Annotated in this window: 15 protein-coding genes; 7 read left to right on the forward strand and 8 right to left on the reverse strand. The window is 65.5% G+C overall.

Going from position 1 to position 14,019, the window contains the following annotated elements:
* Positions 1–277 precede the first annotated feature (277 nt).
* Positions 278–1,366, reverse strand: coding sequence for a ketoacyl-ACP synthase III (locus PG896_RS18715; RefSeq protein ID WP_069651795.1), 1,089 nt, complete (start codon positions 1,364–1,366; stop codon positions 278–280).
* A 200-nt stretch (positions 1,367–1,566) separates the two neighbouring features.
* Here PG896_RS18715 and PG896_RS18720 point away from each other — a divergent pair, with 200 nt between their 5' ends.
* The 6 genes from PG896_RS18720 (at position 1,567) to PG896_RS18745 (ending at position 6,826) form a co-directional block, all read left to right on the forward strand.
* On the forward strand, positions 1,567–2,520 hold the full coding sequence (locus PG896_RS18720; RefSeq protein WP_201920500.1) for a LysR family transcriptional regulator: 954 nt from the start codon (positions 1,567–1,569) through the stop codon (positions 2,518–2,520).
* A gap of 128 nt (positions 2,521–2,648) precedes the next feature.
* Entirely contained in the window at positions 2,649–3,260 is a 612-nt protein-coding gene (locus PG896_RS18725) for a LysE family translocator (RefSeq protein ID WP_039041052.1), read from the forward strand.
* 178 nt (positions 3,261–3,438) lie between these two features.
* Complete coding sequence (locus PG896_RS18730; protein ID WP_270836067.1) at positions 3,439–5,301, forward strand: peptidase U32 family protein; 1,863 nt, start codon at positions 3,439–3,441, stop codon at positions 5,299–5,301.
* Positions 5,302–5,418: 117 nt separating this feature from the next.
* A complete protein-coding gene (locus tag PG896_RS18735) occupies positions 5,419–5,748 on the forward strand; it encodes a DHCW motif cupin fold protein (protein WP_039041054.1) in 330 nt (109 codons plus the stop codon).
* 43 nt (positions 5,749–5,791) lie between these two features.
* The gene (locus PG896_RS18740) at positions 5,792–6,049 is read left to right on the forward strand and encodes a DUF1272 domain-containing protein (RefSeq protein ID WP_010673281.1); all 258 of its coding nucleotides are present in this window, start codon (positions 5,792–5,794) and stop codon (positions 6,047–6,049) included.
* A 111-nt stretch (positions 6,050–6,160) separates the two neighbouring features.
* Positions 6,161–6,826, forward strand: coding sequence for a class I SAM-dependent methyltransferase (locus tag PG896_RS18745; RefSeq protein WP_103858730.1), 666 nt, complete (start codon positions 6,161–6,163; stop codon positions 6,824–6,826).
* Between the two features lie 22 nt (positions 6,827–6,848).
* Here the strand turns inward: PG896_RS18745 and PG896_RS18750 are convergent, their stop codons facing one another.
* From PG896_RS18750 to PG896_RS18775, 6 genes are all read right to left on the reverse strand, one after another.
* Positions 6,849–7,325 carry a methylated-DNA--[protein]-cysteine S-methyltransferase gene (locus PG896_RS18750; RefSeq protein WP_103858731.1) on the reverse strand — a complete coding sequence of 159 codons (477 nt, stop codon included), beginning with the start codon at positions 7,323–7,325 and terminating at the stop codon, positions 6,849–6,851.
* On the reverse strand, positions 7,322–8,830 hold the full coding sequence (locus tag PG896_RS18755) for an AlkA N-terminal domain-containing protein (RefSeq protein WP_103858732.1): 1,509 nt from the start codon (positions 8,828–8,830) through the stop codon (positions 7,322–7,324). Before PG896_RS18755 ends, PG896_RS18750 begins: the two co-directional genes overlap by 4 nt.
* A 261-nt stretch (positions 8,831–9,091) precedes the next feature.
* Positions 9,092–10,570: a carboxypeptidase M32 gene (locus PG896_RS18760; protein WP_167292766.1), complete on the reverse strand. Its 1,479-nt coding sequence runs from the start codon at positions 10,568–10,570 to the stop codon at positions 9,092–9,094.
* Positions 10,571–10,676: 106 nt separating this feature from the next.
* Complete coding sequence (gene smrA / locus PG896_RS18765) at positions 10,677–11,258, reverse strand: DNA endonuclease SmrA (RefSeq protein WP_042074873.1); 582 nt, start codon at positions 11,256–11,258, stop codon at positions 10,677–10,679.
* Between the two features lie 115 nt (positions 11,259–11,373).
* A complete protein-coding gene (locus PG896_RS18770; protein WP_010673287.1) occupies positions 11,374–11,523 on the reverse strand; it encodes a DUF3149 domain-containing protein in 150 nt (49 codons plus the stop codon).
* 155 nt (positions 11,524–11,678) lie between these two features.
* Entirely contained in the window at positions 11,679–12,566 is an 888-nt protein-coding gene (locus PG896_RS18775; RefSeq protein WP_041214639.1) for a TraB/GumN family protein, read from the reverse strand.
* A gap of 70 nt (positions 12,567–12,636) precedes the next feature.
* Between PG896_RS18775 and PG896_RS18780 the strand changes: the two genes are divergently transcribed.
* Positions 12,637–12,969 carry a DUF1904 family protein gene (locus PG896_RS18780; protein WP_041214640.1) on the forward strand — a complete coding sequence of 111 codons (333 nt, stop codon included), beginning with the start codon at positions 12,637–12,639 and terminating at the stop codon, positions 12,967–12,969.
* Positions 12,970–13,028: 59 nt separating this feature from the next.
* On the opposite strand, the gene PG896_RS18785 is transcribed toward PG896_RS18780, so the two are convergent.
* Entirely contained in the window at positions 13,029–13,859 is an 831-nt protein-coding gene (locus PG896_RS18785) for an SDR family oxidoreductase (RefSeq protein ID WP_270836069.1), read from the reverse strand.
* Between the last annotated feature and the right edge of the window lie 160 nt (positions 13,860–14,019).

Raw genomic sequence — 14,019 nt, forward strand, 5'->3', positions numbered from 1 at the left:
AACCTTCGAAGGCAGAGCCGTCAGATTTACAGTCTGATCCCTTTGGCCGCTCGGGAACCCCTCCCCAAGTGCGAGGCCGCATACTACCAGATCCGGCAAGGTTGTGAACCCCTTGGCCGCATTCTGACGACAAAAAAGTGTCAAGTGGTCATTTTTTGATATGTTTCGCTCAAAATTCACACTTTTCAATGACTTTTATGTCGCTGCCGAAACGGCGAGGGGACGTAGGGGGGCTGGCTGCCAGGAGCCACGGGGCTCCTGGGGAGCTGGCGCTCGCTCAGGCGTCGGCGGGGCGGGCCTGCTGGCAACCCTGCACCGCATGGGCGATGAGTTCGAGGGCGCTCTGCTCGCAGGGGGGCAGCACCTCGTCGCAACTCGCGATCGGGGTGACGCGATCCCCCCACTTGATGAGGGCGGCGCCCCAGGTCAGCCCGGCCCCGAAGGCGGCGGTCAGCAGGTAGCTGTTCGGCTTGACCCGACCCTGCTCCAGCGCCTCGCACAGGGCGATGGGCACGGTGGCGGCGGAGGTGTTGCCGTACTGCTCTATGTTGACCATCACCTTCTCCATGGGGGCGTTCATCCGCTTGGCCAGGGTCTCGATGATGCGAACGTTCGCCTGGTGCGGCACGATGAGGTCGATCTGCTCGGGGGCGATGCCGGCCTGGGCCAGTACGGTGCCGGTGGCTTCGCCCATGCCGCGCACGGCGCGCTTGAAGATCTCCTGCCCCTCGAAGTTGAAGGTGAAGAGGCCGTCAATGTCGGCGAAACGCACCCGATCCGTACCGAAGTTCGGCACGTGCAGTATCTCCCGCGCTTCGCTGTCACAACCGAGCTTGCTGGCAATCAGGCCGCTCTCCTGCTCGCTCGCCTCGATGATGACGGCGCCTGCGCCATCCCCGAACAGCACGGCGGTGTCGCGCTTGGCCCAGTCCAGCAACTGGGTCAGCCGCTCGGCACCGATCACCAGCACCCTTTGCATCATGCCGGTCTGCACCAGGGAGGTGGCGACCGAGAGGGCATAGACGAAGCCGGTGCAGGCGGCGTTGAGGTCGAACACCGCCGCCTTGTGGGCGCCGAGGGCCTGCTGCACGGCGGAGGCGCCATTGGGGACCAGCGTGCCCGGTGTGGCGGTCGCCAGGATGATGCCATCGAGGGCGGCGGCGTCCAGACCTGCGCACGCCAGGGCGCGACGGGCGGCCAGGGTGGCGAGCGTCTGGGTGCTGACATGGGAGACCCGGCGGGCCTTGATGCCGGTGCGCGGGTAGATCCACTCGTCCGAGGTATCCATGATGGTGCCGAGGTCATCGTTGGTCAGCGAGGCGGGGGGCAGGCATTTTCCCCACCCGGTGATAGTGGCGTATGTCATCTTGTCGTCGCTTGTCGTGATGGCCGCCCTGGGGCGGAAAGTGGCGAAATTATGCCGCACGGGGCGTTCACTGTCATCCTGCGGTCCCCCCAGTGTAAGGGGAGTGGCGGGAGCAAGACCGTGATTTTGCTTAAATTTCCGCTTCTCCTTGCCGTAAGATGAAGGCCCGATCCCGGCGACCCCTTCCCGAGGTGACTCCTGTGCACAAAGCGAATCTCAATCTCTTGCCCACCCTCAAGGTGCTGCTGGAGACCCGCAACATCAGCCGGGCGGCGGAGCTGCTGAACCTGAGCCAGCCCTCCATCAGCAAGCAGCTCGGCCAGCTTCGCAGCGAGTTTGGCGACGAGCTGCTGGTGCGGGAAGGGCAGCGCTGGCTGCTGACCCCGCGGGCCGAGGCCCTGGCGGCCCAGCTTGCCGATTCCCTCGGGGCCCTGGAGCGGCTCTACGAGGCGCCGGAATTTGCCCCCGAGCGCTGCGAGCGGGTGTTTCGGCTCGCCTCCTCCGACTACGTGGCCCAGCACATCCTGCCGGACATCTGTGCTGCCCTGGCGAGGGCCGCCCCCCGAGCGGCGCTGGAGTACAGCCTGTGGGACAAGCGCCAGTTGCCCCAGCTCTGGCAATCGGAGCTGGACATGGTCTCCACCATCACGGAGCTGGTGCCGGACCAGATCCGCGGCCTGCATCAGGGGGAGGACAGGCTGGTGGTGCTGATGGGGCGCCATCACCCGCTCTCTGGCATGGCGCCCAGCCTGGAGGATTACCTCGCCTGGCCCCACCTGCAGGTGAGCGGGGGCGGGGACAAGGACAGCCCGGTGGAGCAGGTGCTGGCCCCCCGCGGGCTCTCCCGCCGCTGGTTTGCCCGGGTGCCCTTCTTCCAGGCTGCGGTGGAGGTGCTGCTGCGCACAGACTGTCTGATGACCACCCCGGCTCATATCGCCTGGCAGCTCTCCCGGGAACATGCCCTGAGTTTTTGCGATCTCCCCTTCGCCACCCGGGTCCAGCAGTATCATCTGCTGTGGCACCAGCGCCACCACCTGGATCCGGCTCACCGCTGGTTTCGCGAGCTGGCCTATCCCTTCCTGCGGAATCACCTGCAATTCACCCTGGGGGAGAGTCGCAAGCAGTTGGCCCGAGGGTCGCAGGCGGGCCGCTGATGGCAGCGGGTTGTGCCACTCTATAGCCACTGGCTATGGACTCTATTCATAACTTTCACTTCTGGCATAGCGAGCCACCCCCTACCCTGATCCCGGGTGACAACAATCGACACGAAGGAAGAGAGGGTATGGAGCTGACGAGTTGGCTGGCGCTGGCCGCCATTTGCGTGATGGGGGCCATCAGCCCGGGGCCGAGCCTGGCACTGATCATCCGCAATACGGTGCAGGGAGGGCAGGGCCACGGGGTTGCCACGGCGCTGGGACATGGCCTGGGAGTCGGCATCTATGCGCTGATCACGGCCCTCGGCCTCGCCATCCTGATCACCCAGACCCCGCTGCTGTTCGATCTCATCCGCTACGGCGGCGCGGCGTTCCTCGCCTGGCTCGGGATCAAGGCGTTGCTGGCCAGGCCCGCAGGGGGTGAGGCAGGCAAGGAGGAGGGGCACCCGCCACGGGGACGTCAAGGGGCGTTCGAGGGCTTTATGGTGGCCTTCTTGAACCCCCAGCTCGCCATCTTCTTTATCGCCCTGTTCAGCCAGTTCGTGCATGCCGACACCGGCTGGCGTGAGGGGGGCATCATGATGCTGACCGCAGGCGGCATCGATGCGCTCTGGTATGTGCTGGTGGCCCTGGTGCTCTCTCGCGGGCCCGTACTCGCCTGGCTCAAGGCCAAATCCACCGTGATCGACAAGGTGAGCGGCCTGGTGCTGCTGGGGCTGGCCCTCAAGGTCGTTATCTAGCTCCGCGTCGGGTGCCTGCGTAGTCGGCACTCTCTCAGGGCCGGGGGATGAGGGGGCCGCCAGATGTCTTTGTACCGGGTCAATCCTGCATTCTGCGGTGATCTTAAGCGGGATCAAGGCGGGGGGCGGGGAGTCTGGCTAGAGTGGCGGCCATTTGCAGCCCTTCGAACCGGACGTTATGCGCGATCAGAACCATCACAACCGCCTGGAGTTGCTGGCCCCGGCCAAGAACCTCGCCTATGGCATCGAGGCCATCAACCACGGCGCCGATGCCGTCTACATGGGGGGCCCCGCCTTCGGTGCCCGCAGCGCAGCGGGCAACAGCCTTGAGGATATCGAGGCGCTGGCCCGCCATGCTCACCGCTTCGGCGCCCAGGTCTTCGTCGCCTTCAATACCCTGCTGCACGACCACGAGCTGGAGCAGGCCCGGCGCCTGACCCATCAGATCTACGAGGCAGGGGCCGATGCGCTGATCGTGCAGGACATGGGGCTGCTGGCGCTCGATTTGCCCCCCATCGCGCTGCACGCCAGCACCCAGACCGACAACCGCACCCCGGAAAAGGTGAAGTTTCTGCAGGACGTGGGCTTCTCTCAGGTGGTGCTGGCCCGCGAGCTCTCCCTTGCGCAGATCCGCGAGATAAGCGCCGCCACGAGCGTGCAGCTGGAGTTCTTCATCCACGGCGCCCTGTGCGTCTCCTACAGCGGCCAGTGCAACATCAGCCACGCCCGCACCGGGCGCAGCGCGAACCGCGGCGAGTGCGCCCAGCTCTGTCGACTGCCCTGTTCCCTGCAAACGCCGGCGGGGGAGGTGCTGGTGGAAAACAGCCACCTGCTCTCCTTGAAAGACATGGATCAGACCGACAACCTGGAGGCGCTGATCGCCGCAGGGATCCGCTCCTTCAAGATTGAAGGGCGCCTCAAGGGGCTCGACTACGTCAAGAACGTCACCGCCTGGTATCGCCAGAAGCTGGACGCCATCCTGGCGAGCCACCCCGATCTGGTGGCCGCTTCCGCCGGTCGTTGCAGCTACACCTTTACGCCGGATCCCAAGAAGAGTTTCAACCGGGGCAGCACCGACTACTTCCTCCATGGCCGACAGCCAGGCATCGACTCGCCGCGCAGCCCGAAATACGTCGGGGAGCCGCTCGGGCGCGTCACCAGCGTGACCCGCGATGGCATCGAGATCGACGGCCAGGCCGTTGCCCTCAACAACGGCGATGGCCTCGGCTTCTTCAAGCCGGGGGGCGAGCTGGTAGGGATGCGCCTCAATAAAGTGGAAGAGAAGGCACAGAGCAAGCGGTTACTCCTGTCGGAACCCATGCCCGGTCTCAAGGTGGGCACCGAGATCTTTCGCAACCACGATCAGGCCTTCAGCAAGCAGCTCGAAAAGGGGAGCGCGGATCGCCGCATCCGGGTCGATATGCGGCTATCGGAGTGTGACGAGGGACTGCGGCTCGAACTGGTGGACGAGCAGGGCATTGGTGCCGCCGTCACGCTCCCCTGCGACCAGCAGCCGGCCGACAACCCGGAACGGGCGCTGCAACAGGCCAGGGATCAGCTCGGCAAACTCGGCAACACCCTGTTTGTGGCTCGCCAGATTGAGTTGGCATTCACTCGCCCGCTGTTTATTGCGGCTTCACAGCTTAACGGCTTGCGCCGGGAGGGGATCGCCGCCCTGGAGGCGGCCCGTCTGGCTGCCTACCGGCGACCCGAGCGGCGCATTCCCCTGCGAGGCGCCGTTTATCCCCAGCATCGGCTCTCTTACCTCGGCAACGTGCTGAACAGCGCGGCGGAGCAGTTCTTTCGCGAACACGGGGTGGGGAGCATCGCCCCCGCGTATGAGGCGAACAAGGAGGAGCGGGAAGTGGTGCTGATGACAACGAAGCACTGCATCCGCTACAGCCAGCAGCTCTGCCCCAAGGAGGTGCCCGGTCTCAAGGCCGAGCCCCTGGCGCTCAAGATGGGCAAGGAGAGTTTCCGCCTGCGTTTTGACTGCCATCGCTGCGAGATGCAGGTGATGGGCAGCCTGAAGAGGGGATGATTGCCCGTGTGGGCATGGGGCTGGAGCGGATTTGATGGCAGTATGGGACGCGGCCTTGTCACGGATATCCCGTGGTGAGGCACCTTCCCCCAGCCTTCTTCTGACAAAGGATCCGTCATGAACATCCATGCACTGCCGTTTTGCACCACGAACTGGGCCGAGGTCCCGCCGACCGAACACAAGGGAGAACGCGGCGTCGCCCGCTGGCACACCCGGCAGTTCGGGGATCTGCGGGTGCGAATGGTGGAGTACTCCCCCGGGTATCTGGCGGATCACTGGTGCAGCAAGGGCCATGTGCTGCTCTGCCTCGAAGGGGAGCTGCACACCGAGTTGCAGGATGGCCGCGTCTTCACCCTGACGCCGGGCATGAGCTACCAGGTGGCGGACAACGCCGAACCCCATCGCTCCTATACCGAACTGGGCGCTCGCCTCTTTATCGTCGACTGAGCCGCCCTCTTTCCCGCTTCCCCTTGTGCATCAGGATCTTGCCATGCTTGAACTCAGACCCAACTGCGAGTGCTGTGACCGGGATCTGCCCGCCGACACGGCGACGGCCTACATCTGCTCCTTCGAGTGCACCTTCTGCGCCGAGTGCAACGATCAGTATCTGCACCTGACCTGCCCCAACTGTGGCGGCGAGCTGGTCAGGCGCCCGCGCCGCCCGGCGGCCAAGCTGGTGAACAACCCCGCCTCCCTCCAGCGCGTCTTCAATCCTGCTCTGAAAGCGGCGCTGGGCAAGGGGGGCTAGGGCCCTCCCTTCATGGGAAGGGCTGGACTGGCAACTGGCTCGTCCCTGTGGCTCTTGACCTTCTCCCGGCGGCAGCCCCTATCAAGGGGGCTCACACCAAAGGAGCAAAAGATGACGGAGCGATTCGAAGGAGAAGGGGCGAAGGCCTATGACAGCCGCATCCCCCTGCTGGTGCCAGGCTACGAGCTGCTGCACCAGCTTTGTGCCTCCCGGCTGATGGCCGCGCTGGGTCAGCAGGCCCGGGTGCTGCTGGTTGGGGTGGGCACGGGCAGCGAGTTGCTGCTGCTTGGCCGTCTCTGCCCCCGCTGGACCTTTGTGGCCCTGGATATCTCGGCGGACATGCTGGCCCATGCCAGGATGCGGGCCGAGCAGGCGGGCATGGGGGAGAGGGTGTGCTGGCACCTGGGCGCATTGCCTGTGGTGGATAAGCCCTGCGATGGTGCACTCTGTCTGCTGGTTCTGCACTTTCTGGCGCAAGATGCCAAAGCCGCGCTATTGGGTGATATTTATCGCCAGCTCAATCCTGGTGCTCCTCTGCTGCTGGCGGATCTGATGGCGCCCACGGACCCGCTCGAGCGAAAGGCGATGGGGTTGCAAGCGGCCCTCGCCGGTCTGCCGCTTCCTGCCTGCGAGCAGATGGTGCGCCGCCTCGGAGAGGATTTCACCTCCCTGGACGAGGGACAGACCCGGCGCCTCTTGCAAGGGGCCGGTTTCGCGGCGGCGCACCGCTTCTTTCAGGCGCTGGGGTTTCACGGCTGGCTGGCGCAGCGGCAGTGAGCCCTGGCCGGGCTGCGCCGGATCAACGAGAGGCCCTCTCCAGCGTCAGCAGTGCCTGCTTGATGGGCAGGCCTCCCGCATAGCCGGTGAGGCTGCCATTCTGGCCGATCACCCGGTGGCAGGGGATGATGATGGAGAGCGGATTGCGGCCGTTCGCGGCACCCACCGCCCGCACCGCATTTGGCTTGCCGATGGCGCGGGCGATGTCGCCGTAGCTGCGGGTCTCCCCGTAGGGGATGTCGCACAGCGCCTGCCACACCGCTTGCTGGAACGCCGTACCCCGCGCCGCGAGCGGCAGCGTGAAGCGTTGCAACCGGCCCGCGAAGTAGTCCCGAAACTCGGCGAGGAAGGGGGCGAGCGCCTCGCCGTCCTGCTGCCAGTCCTGCATGTCGGGGAGCGGCCGCAGCCCGGCCACGAAGTCCACGTGCACCAGACCGCGCTCGTCGATGGCGACCAGCAGTTCGCCCTGGTCGGTGGGCATCATGTCATAGCGGATCATGGGCTCTTCTCCTCGTCTTGTGCCTGTGTTGGCCGGGTGAGCAGCGCCGGTTGTTCACTCATGGCGTGCCACAGCCAGCTCGCGGCATAGGCGCGCCACGGCTGCCAGGGGGCGCTGCGCGCTGTCACCTCTTTCACCGGCAGCTTGTCACCGCCCCCCAGCGCCTTTTGCAGCACGAGATCCGAGGCGGGGAAGGCGTCCGTGTCCAGCCCGCAGCGCAGCCGCCAGTAAGCGACAGTCCAGGGGCCTATGCCCGGCAGCGCGAGCAGTTGCTCGTCGCTCGCGCTGCCCAGGGTGAGCGCGCCGCTTGCGAGCGCCGCGGCCAGCCCCTGCAGCGTGCGGATGCGGCTGCCCGGCATGCCGATGCCGTCGAGATCCAGCTCGCACAGCTGGGTCGGGGTGGGCAGCTGCGCGGTGCCGAACTGCGCCAGGGTGCGCGCCACCAGGCGCCCCATGATGGTGATGGCACCCTTGACCGACACCTGTTGGCCTACGATGGCGCGCAGCATCACCTCGTATTCATCCCACCCCCCCGGCAGCCGCACCCCGGGCCATCGTCCCTGGATGCCGGCGAGCAGCGGATCCTGCCCCAGGTGTTCGCCGATGCGGCCCATGTCGGCGTCGAGATCCCACATGCGGCGCACGCGGTACAGGATGTCCGGCAGCGCACCCGGCGGCAGATCCCGCACCGTGAGTCTGAGCCTCTCCCCCTCGACGGGCTCGATGCGGATGAGCCCCTCCTGTTCGCCGACCCGGTGACGGCGTTCGTAACCGTGCTCATCCACCCGCTCCAGCCCCGGAATGGCGCGCAACCGGTAGAACGCGAGCATGGCCTGGACGTCGAACGGCGGGCGATACAGCAGGTGCAGTTGCAGGCTAGATTGCGGTGTCTCCTGCGGCGCGCCCCCTTCCTGCTTGCGCAGGGCGCCCGGTGTCATGCCATACGCCTGCAGCCAGGCGTCGTTGAAGCGGCGAATGCTTGCAAAGCCTGCGGCAAACGCCACGTCCGTGATGGGCAGGCGCGTCTCCGTCAGCAGCCGTTTCGCAAGCAGCAGGCGGCGCGTCTGCTCCACCTGTTTCGGCGAGGCGCCGAGATGTTGCTCGAACTGGCGCCTCAGGGTGCGCTCCGTGATCCCGGCCTGCGTTGCAAGGGAGCCCAGGCTGTGCTCCGCCAGCTCGCCGCGCTCGATGCGCGCCAGCACCTGGGCGACGAGCGGTGGCAGATCGCCGCTCTGGGCCGGTGCGAGCTCGGGGCGACAGCGCAGGCAGGGGCGCAGCCCGTGCTGCTCCGCCGCCGCCGCGAAGCGAAAATAGCGCACATTGTGCTCGTGCGGTGCCCGCGCCGGACACACGGGGCGGCAATAGATGCCGGTGGAGAGCACCCCGGTGAAGAAGCGACCATCGAAACGCGCGTCTCGCGCGAGGCGTGCGGCGTGGCACTGCTCCCGGGTGAGACCCGGAATGATCTCGTCCCGTTGGGATGAATGCGGGGGCTCTGTGGTCATGGCATGGCTCGGGTTGCTGTGGGCATGTCCCAGAGACTAAGCGGGGGCGAGAGGGGTGACTAGCCAAAAACGGACAGGAATAGCAAAAATAGTGCGATCCGAGGAATCCCAGTCCTCCCTTTGTAAGGTTAGGGGGGCAGGACCCCACCCTAACCCTCCCCTTCGTAAGGGGAGGGGACAAACAGCTCCCCTCTGTGAACGGGGGCGGGGTTAGCTCCTCCCCCTTGTGAAGGGGGAGGCTGGGAGGGGGTTCAACCTCGCTTATTTCAGATAGCGCTGTTCGAGGTGTTTGCGCAGCCACTGGGGATTGAGCGCCTCACCGGTCGCGCGGCGAATGAGCTCGTCCGTGCAGTGCAGGCTGCCCTGGGACCAGATATGGCGACCGAGCCAGCCAAAGATCTCCGGCAGGCGGCCGGACTCTACGAGCGTGCCCATGTCGCCGAGCTCACGCTCGAGTGCGAAGCGCAGCTGCGCCGCGTACATGGCGCCGAGCGTGTAGCTCGGGAAGTAGCCAAACGAGCCGTCCGTCCAGTGGATGTCCTGCATGCAACCGTTCTGGTAATTGCCCTTCGTGGACAAGCCGAGCCACTGCTGCATCTTCGCGTCCCACAGCTCGGGGATGTCCGCGACCTCGATGCGCCCTTCCATCAGGTCTCGCTCCAGCTCGTAGCGCAGGATGACGTGGGCCGGGTAGGTGACTTCGTCCGCATCGACGCGGATAAAGCCGGGCTCGACCCTGTTGTACAGCTTCTCGAGGTTCGCGGGTGCGAGCGCATCCTCTGCCCCGAAGTGCGCGCGAATGCGCGGCGCAATCAGCGCGAGGAACGCGGGGTGATGGCCGAGCTGCATCTCGCAGAACAGGCTCTGGCTCTCGTGAATGCCCATGGAACGCGCCTCGGCCACCGGCTGGCCGAGCAGTGCGCGCGGCAGGCCCTGCTCGTAGCGTGCGTGGCCCGTCTCGTGGACGATGCCCATCAGGCTGGAGACGAACTCCTGCTCGTTGTAGCGCGTGGTGATGCGCACGTCCGTCGGCACGCCGCCGCAGAACGGGTGGCTGCTCACGTCGAGCCTGCCGTGAGCAAAATCAAAGCCGAGCAGTCCCATCACCTCCTGGCCGAGCGCCTGCTGCGTCGCAACCGGGAACGGGCCTTGCGGGGTGAGGAGGGTGTCGCTCTTCTGCCGCTCGCTCACGGTCTGGATGAGGCCGGGCAGCCAGCTCGTCAGATCGCCGAAGATCTGATCCAGCCTCGCGCTCGTCATGCCGGGCTCGTACAGCGCCAGCATGGCGTCATAGGGGCGCACCCCGAGCGCGTCGGCGCGCAAGGTCGCCACCTCCCGCGACAGGCGCACCACCTCCTCGAGGTTCGGGGCAAAACCTGCCCAGTCGTTCTCCTTGCGCTGGCGACGCCAGGCGTGCTCGCATTTGCTGCCGGCGAGCGACAGCGCCTCCACCAGCGCCCCCGGCAGCAGGCTTGCATCCTGCCACTGGCGCTTGATCTCCCGCAGGTTCGCACGCTGGTGCTCGTCCAGCGGTTCACTCTCTGCCTTGGCAATCCACTCCCCAAGCTCGGGGGCGGTGCGCTTGCCGTGGATCAGCACGCCGAGCTCCGCCATCGCCTCGGCGCGGGCCTCGTTGCCCCCCTCCGGCATCATGGCGGCCTGATCCCAGCCGCAGATGGCGGAGAGGTGGGAGAGGCGGTGCTGTTGTTGCTGATGTTGTTCGAGTTTCTGGTATGACATGGGATTGTCCTTGTTATCGTCCCTGATGGTATGCACCCCGTACCTGGCATGATCGGGGCCGCCCGATGCTAGCACTGCCATCCACCCTGGTGCCACCCTCAGGCAGTCAGCCGAGGCGCTTCTGGTGCCGTTCGCGGTTTTCCGCCTTCTTGCGCTCGCTCTTGCGCAGCAATACGTAGAGCGCACCGCTGCCGCCGTGGCGGCGCTCGGCGCTGTGCATGGCCATCACCGAAGGCAACTGTGGCAGCCAGGCGCTGACATGGCTCTTGAGCAGGGCACGCGGGGTGCTGCGCTCCCCCTTGCCGTGCAGGATCAGCAGGCAGCGGATATCCCGCACTTCGCATTCGGCAATGAACTGCACCAGGGCGATACGGGCCTCGTTGAGCGTCTTGTGGTGCAGGTCGAGGGAGCCTTGCAGCTCGTACTTGCCAAGGCGCAGCTTCTTGTAGACCCCCTCCTGCACGCCGTCACGCTTGAAGCCGACGATGGCGTGGGGGTCCAGCATCTCGACTGCTTCCGTGCCAAGGTGATCCAGGGTGAGTTGTTCGGCGGTGGCGGCTTCCCGGCGCGCGAGTTGCGCCTCGGTGGGCTGGTTGTTGCCCGCAACGGGGGCGATATGGTCGCTGCGAAGGGGCCGCACGTCGGCCACTTCCTGCAGGAACAGTGAGAGTTCGTCGTTATGAGACACGGCAGGCTCCCCGCATGAAAATGAGGGAGCCAGTATAGCGGGCCTTGGTGGGCCTTAGAATGGCAACGCTCGCGGGCCCCGGCCCTGCCGGGGAGGGCGGTCTGAGCGAGCCTGGTTATTGCCCCTCTTTGGGCGGCTCTGCGTGCATCACCTTGTAGATGAAATAGACCGCATAGGCGCTGATGAGCAGGAAGGTGCCGAAAATCACCAGCATGGACATCAGCCCCACGCTGTTGCCGAACATCAGGTTCATCCAGAATTCCATCTCGTTCACTCCTGTCACTGGGCGGTGACAGGCATGATAGATACCTCTTCAGGAGGGAGGGGATGATCTCGATCAACTCCCTCTCTGGTTATTTAATCGGCAGCAAATTCTGTGAGCCGACGCGCATCCGGCGCGTCAGGTCGCCGGACTGGACGCTATTTTGCTTTCTCCAGGGTCGGTTCGGTGAGGGGCGTGATGCGCCAGCCCTGCTGCTCCAGCAGGGCGAGCAGCCCGTGCTCGCCATAAAGATGCAGGGCCCCTACCACGATAAAGCTCTCGTTCGGCAGGCTGGGCCACTTCTTGACCCAGTTGCGGTTGCGCTCTGCCAGCAGGGTCTGTTCCAGCCAGGCTTGCAGCTTGGGCGGCGCCATCTCCTCCCTGAGCAGATTGATGAGGGTGGCCTCGTCCCCGTTCTGCCAGGCGGTCATCACGGCGTCGAACCCCTGCTGGATGTCGGGCAGCTCGTCCAGGGTACTCTCCAGCATCAAGGTCTGGTTGTCGCCGACGCTCGCGAGATAGCCGAGCTGCTCCAGCAGGGTCTCCAGCCCGACGATGGGCTTGCCGCCGTCGTTCGCCCGCTTGGCGAAGTGCTGGTCGACACCGTATTCACCGCGATAGCCGGTGCGCTCCAGGGCCGCCTGGGTCAGGGTAATGGCCGCAAACCAGGGACGCAGCGGGGCCAGCATGCTCTCGTTCAGACCATTCTGGCCCGCAGCGATGAGGGTGCGACGGTAGAGGTCGATGGGCAGGTGATCCTTGAGGGTCTTGCCGTCGACGAGCCGGGTGATGGCGCCCATCTCCTGCCACTGCTCCTGGCTGATGTGGGTCATGTCCACCTCCATCACCAGGGCGCGGCTCTGCTGCCAGGCGCGCTCCACCGGGTCCGGCAGGGGATAGAGAGAGGGTTTGCCCGCGTGGATGGACCCCAGCAGCCAGTGCTGTTCGTTGCCCTTGTTGATGCGGTAAAAGGCCGGATCGGCCATGGCATGGAGCGGCAGCAGCAGGCAGAGCAGGAAGGAGAGCAGCGTGGGATGGAATCTCATGAGGCACCTTATGTGAGCGGGATGAGTGCTCTATGATAAGTCCTCATTTGTCACAGCCAAGAGGTTTCCCATGCCCCACCTTCGTTTTCGGGCAGTTTCTGTCGACACCCTGCAGCGGATAAGCGCCCCCCTGATGGCGGATCTCTGCGCCCTGACCGGTGGCAAGCCGGAGTTCGTCACCCTGGAGTGCGTGCCGAGCCAGTGGGTACGAGATGGCCAGCCCGAAGCCGGTTTCCCCTTCGTGGAGCTGGTCTGGTTCGAGCGACCGCAGGAGATGCAGGATGCCGCCGCCGCCCTCATCACCCGCCACCTGAAAGGGGTGCTGGGGGAGCAGACCTATGTGGTGGTGCAGGTGCTGCCCATCGTCAAGAGTCACTACTACAGCAACGGCCAGCACTATTGAGCGGGCATCGTTGCTGAGACCGGTGCATGTCAAGAGGAGGGCCACCGAGGGCCCCTTTATCAGGCGGATTTGATCAGCAGCTTGTCAAGCCAGCGGCTTGGCAGCAGGCGGCGCAGCACGGTAAACAATTTGGTCGGGAAGGTGACCGGGTAGCGGTGCCTGGGACGCTTGCTCGTGAGCGCATGCAGTAACGGCGGGATGCAGGCCTCGCTTGGCAGGGTAAAGCCCCGGGCACCCCCTTCACGCTCCAGCCTGGCCAGCGTCTGGGCATAGGCGTCCTGGTGGCGGCTGGTAGCGGGGTCTATGTGGCGCAGGAAGGCCTCCCGGGCATTGGCGCGAAACCGGGTGTCGATGGGGCCGGGTTCGATCAGGCTGATGTGCACGCCGCTGCCCGCGAGTTCCAGGCGCAGGGTGTCGGTATAGCCTTCCAGCGCGAACTTGCTGGCGTTGTAGGCGCCACGATACTTCATGGCCACCAGGCCAAGCACCGAGCTGTTCTGTACGATGCGCCCCTCGCCTGCCGCCAGCATGGGGGGCAATATCTGGCGAATGAGGTGATGCCAGCCAAAGAGGTTGGTCTCGAACTGCTCGCGCAGCGCCTCGGTGGGCAGATCTTCCAGCGCACCGGGCTGGCCGTAGGCGCCGTTGTTGAAGAGGCCGTAGAGGCGCCCTTCTGCCAGGGCCAGCGCCTCTGCCACCCCTCGCTCTATGCTGGCGCTGTCCGCCAGATCCAGTTGCACCGCCAACAGACCCTGCTGCTGCAGCAGGGCCACATCCTCGGCCTTGCGGGCGGAAGCGATGACGGTGAAGCCCAGGGCGCCGAGCTTTCTTGCGGCGGCTAGGCCGATGCCGCTGGAGCAGCCGGTGACGAGCACGAAGGGATGGGGCATGAGCATGGTCCTGATTGACGGCCGGCAGGTGGCCCGAAGTTGGCATGGTAGCGTGGTGCCACCAAAAACAAAACCGGGCCAGAGGCCTAATGCCGATCAGTTAAGGATCCATTGACCGATCCTCAGGCTGTGTAAGAATCCGAAACTCCTTGTTGGGTTT

It is taken from the genome of Aeromonas sp. QDB30, from assembly GCF_027707645.1.
GTDB lineage: Bacteria > Pseudomonadota > Gammaproteobacteria > Enterobacterales > Aeromonadaceae > Aeromonas > Aeromonas caviae.

Excerpts from the sequence above, each read along its gene's own strand:
- PG896_RS18715 (WP_069651795.1), bottom strand. The coding sequence starts at position 1,366 with ATGACATACGCCACTATCACCGGGTGGGGAAAATGCCTGCCCCCCGCC.
- PG896_RS18725 (WP_039041052.1), top strand. The coding sequence starts at position 2,649 with ATGGAGCTGACGAGTTGGCTGGCGCTGGCCGCCATTTGCGTGATGGGG.
- PG896_RS18730 (WP_270836067.1), top strand. The coding sequence starts at position 3,439 with ATGCGCGATCAGAACCATCACAACCGCCTGGAGTTGCTGGCCCCGGCC.
- PG896_RS18735 (WP_039041054.1), top strand. The coding sequence starts at position 5,419 with ATGAACATCCATGCACTGCCGTTTTGCACCACGAACTGGGCCGAGGTC.
- PG896_RS18740 (WP_010673281.1), top strand. The coding sequence starts at position 5,792 with ATGCTTGAACTCAGACCCAACTGCGAGTGCTGTGACCGGGATCTGCCC.
- PG896_RS18745 (WP_103858730.1), top strand. The coding sequence starts at position 6,161 with ATGACGGAGCGATTCGAAGGAGAAGGGGCGAAGGCCTATGACAGCCGC.
- PG896_RS18750 (WP_103858731.1), bottom strand. The coding sequence starts at position 7,325 with ATGATCCGCTATGACATGATGCCCACCGACCAGGGCGAACTGCTGGTC.
- PG896_RS18755 (WP_103858732.1), bottom strand. The coding sequence starts at position 8,830 with ATGACCACAGAGCCCCCGCATTCATCCCAACGGGACGAGATCATTCCG.
- PG896_RS18760 (WP_167292766.1), bottom strand. The coding sequence starts at position 10,570 with ATGTCATACCAGAAACTCGAACAACATCAGCAACAACAGCACCGCCTC.
- PG896_RS18770 (WP_010673287.1), bottom strand. The coding sequence starts at position 11,523 with ATGGAATTCTGGATGAACCTGATGTTCGGCAACAGCGTGGGGCTGATG.
- PG896_RS18775 (WP_041214639.1), bottom strand. The coding sequence starts at position 12,566 with ATGAGATTCCATCCCACGCTGCTCTCCTTCCTGCTCTGCCTGCTGCTG.
- PG896_RS18780 (WP_041214640.1), top strand. The coding sequence starts at position 12,637 with ATGCCCCACCTTCGTTTTCGGGCAGTTTCTGTCGACACCCTGCAGCGG.
- PG896_RS18785 (WP_270836069.1), bottom strand. The coding sequence starts at position 13,859 with ATGCCCCATCCCTTCGTGCTCGTCACCGGCTGCTCCAGCGGCATCGGC.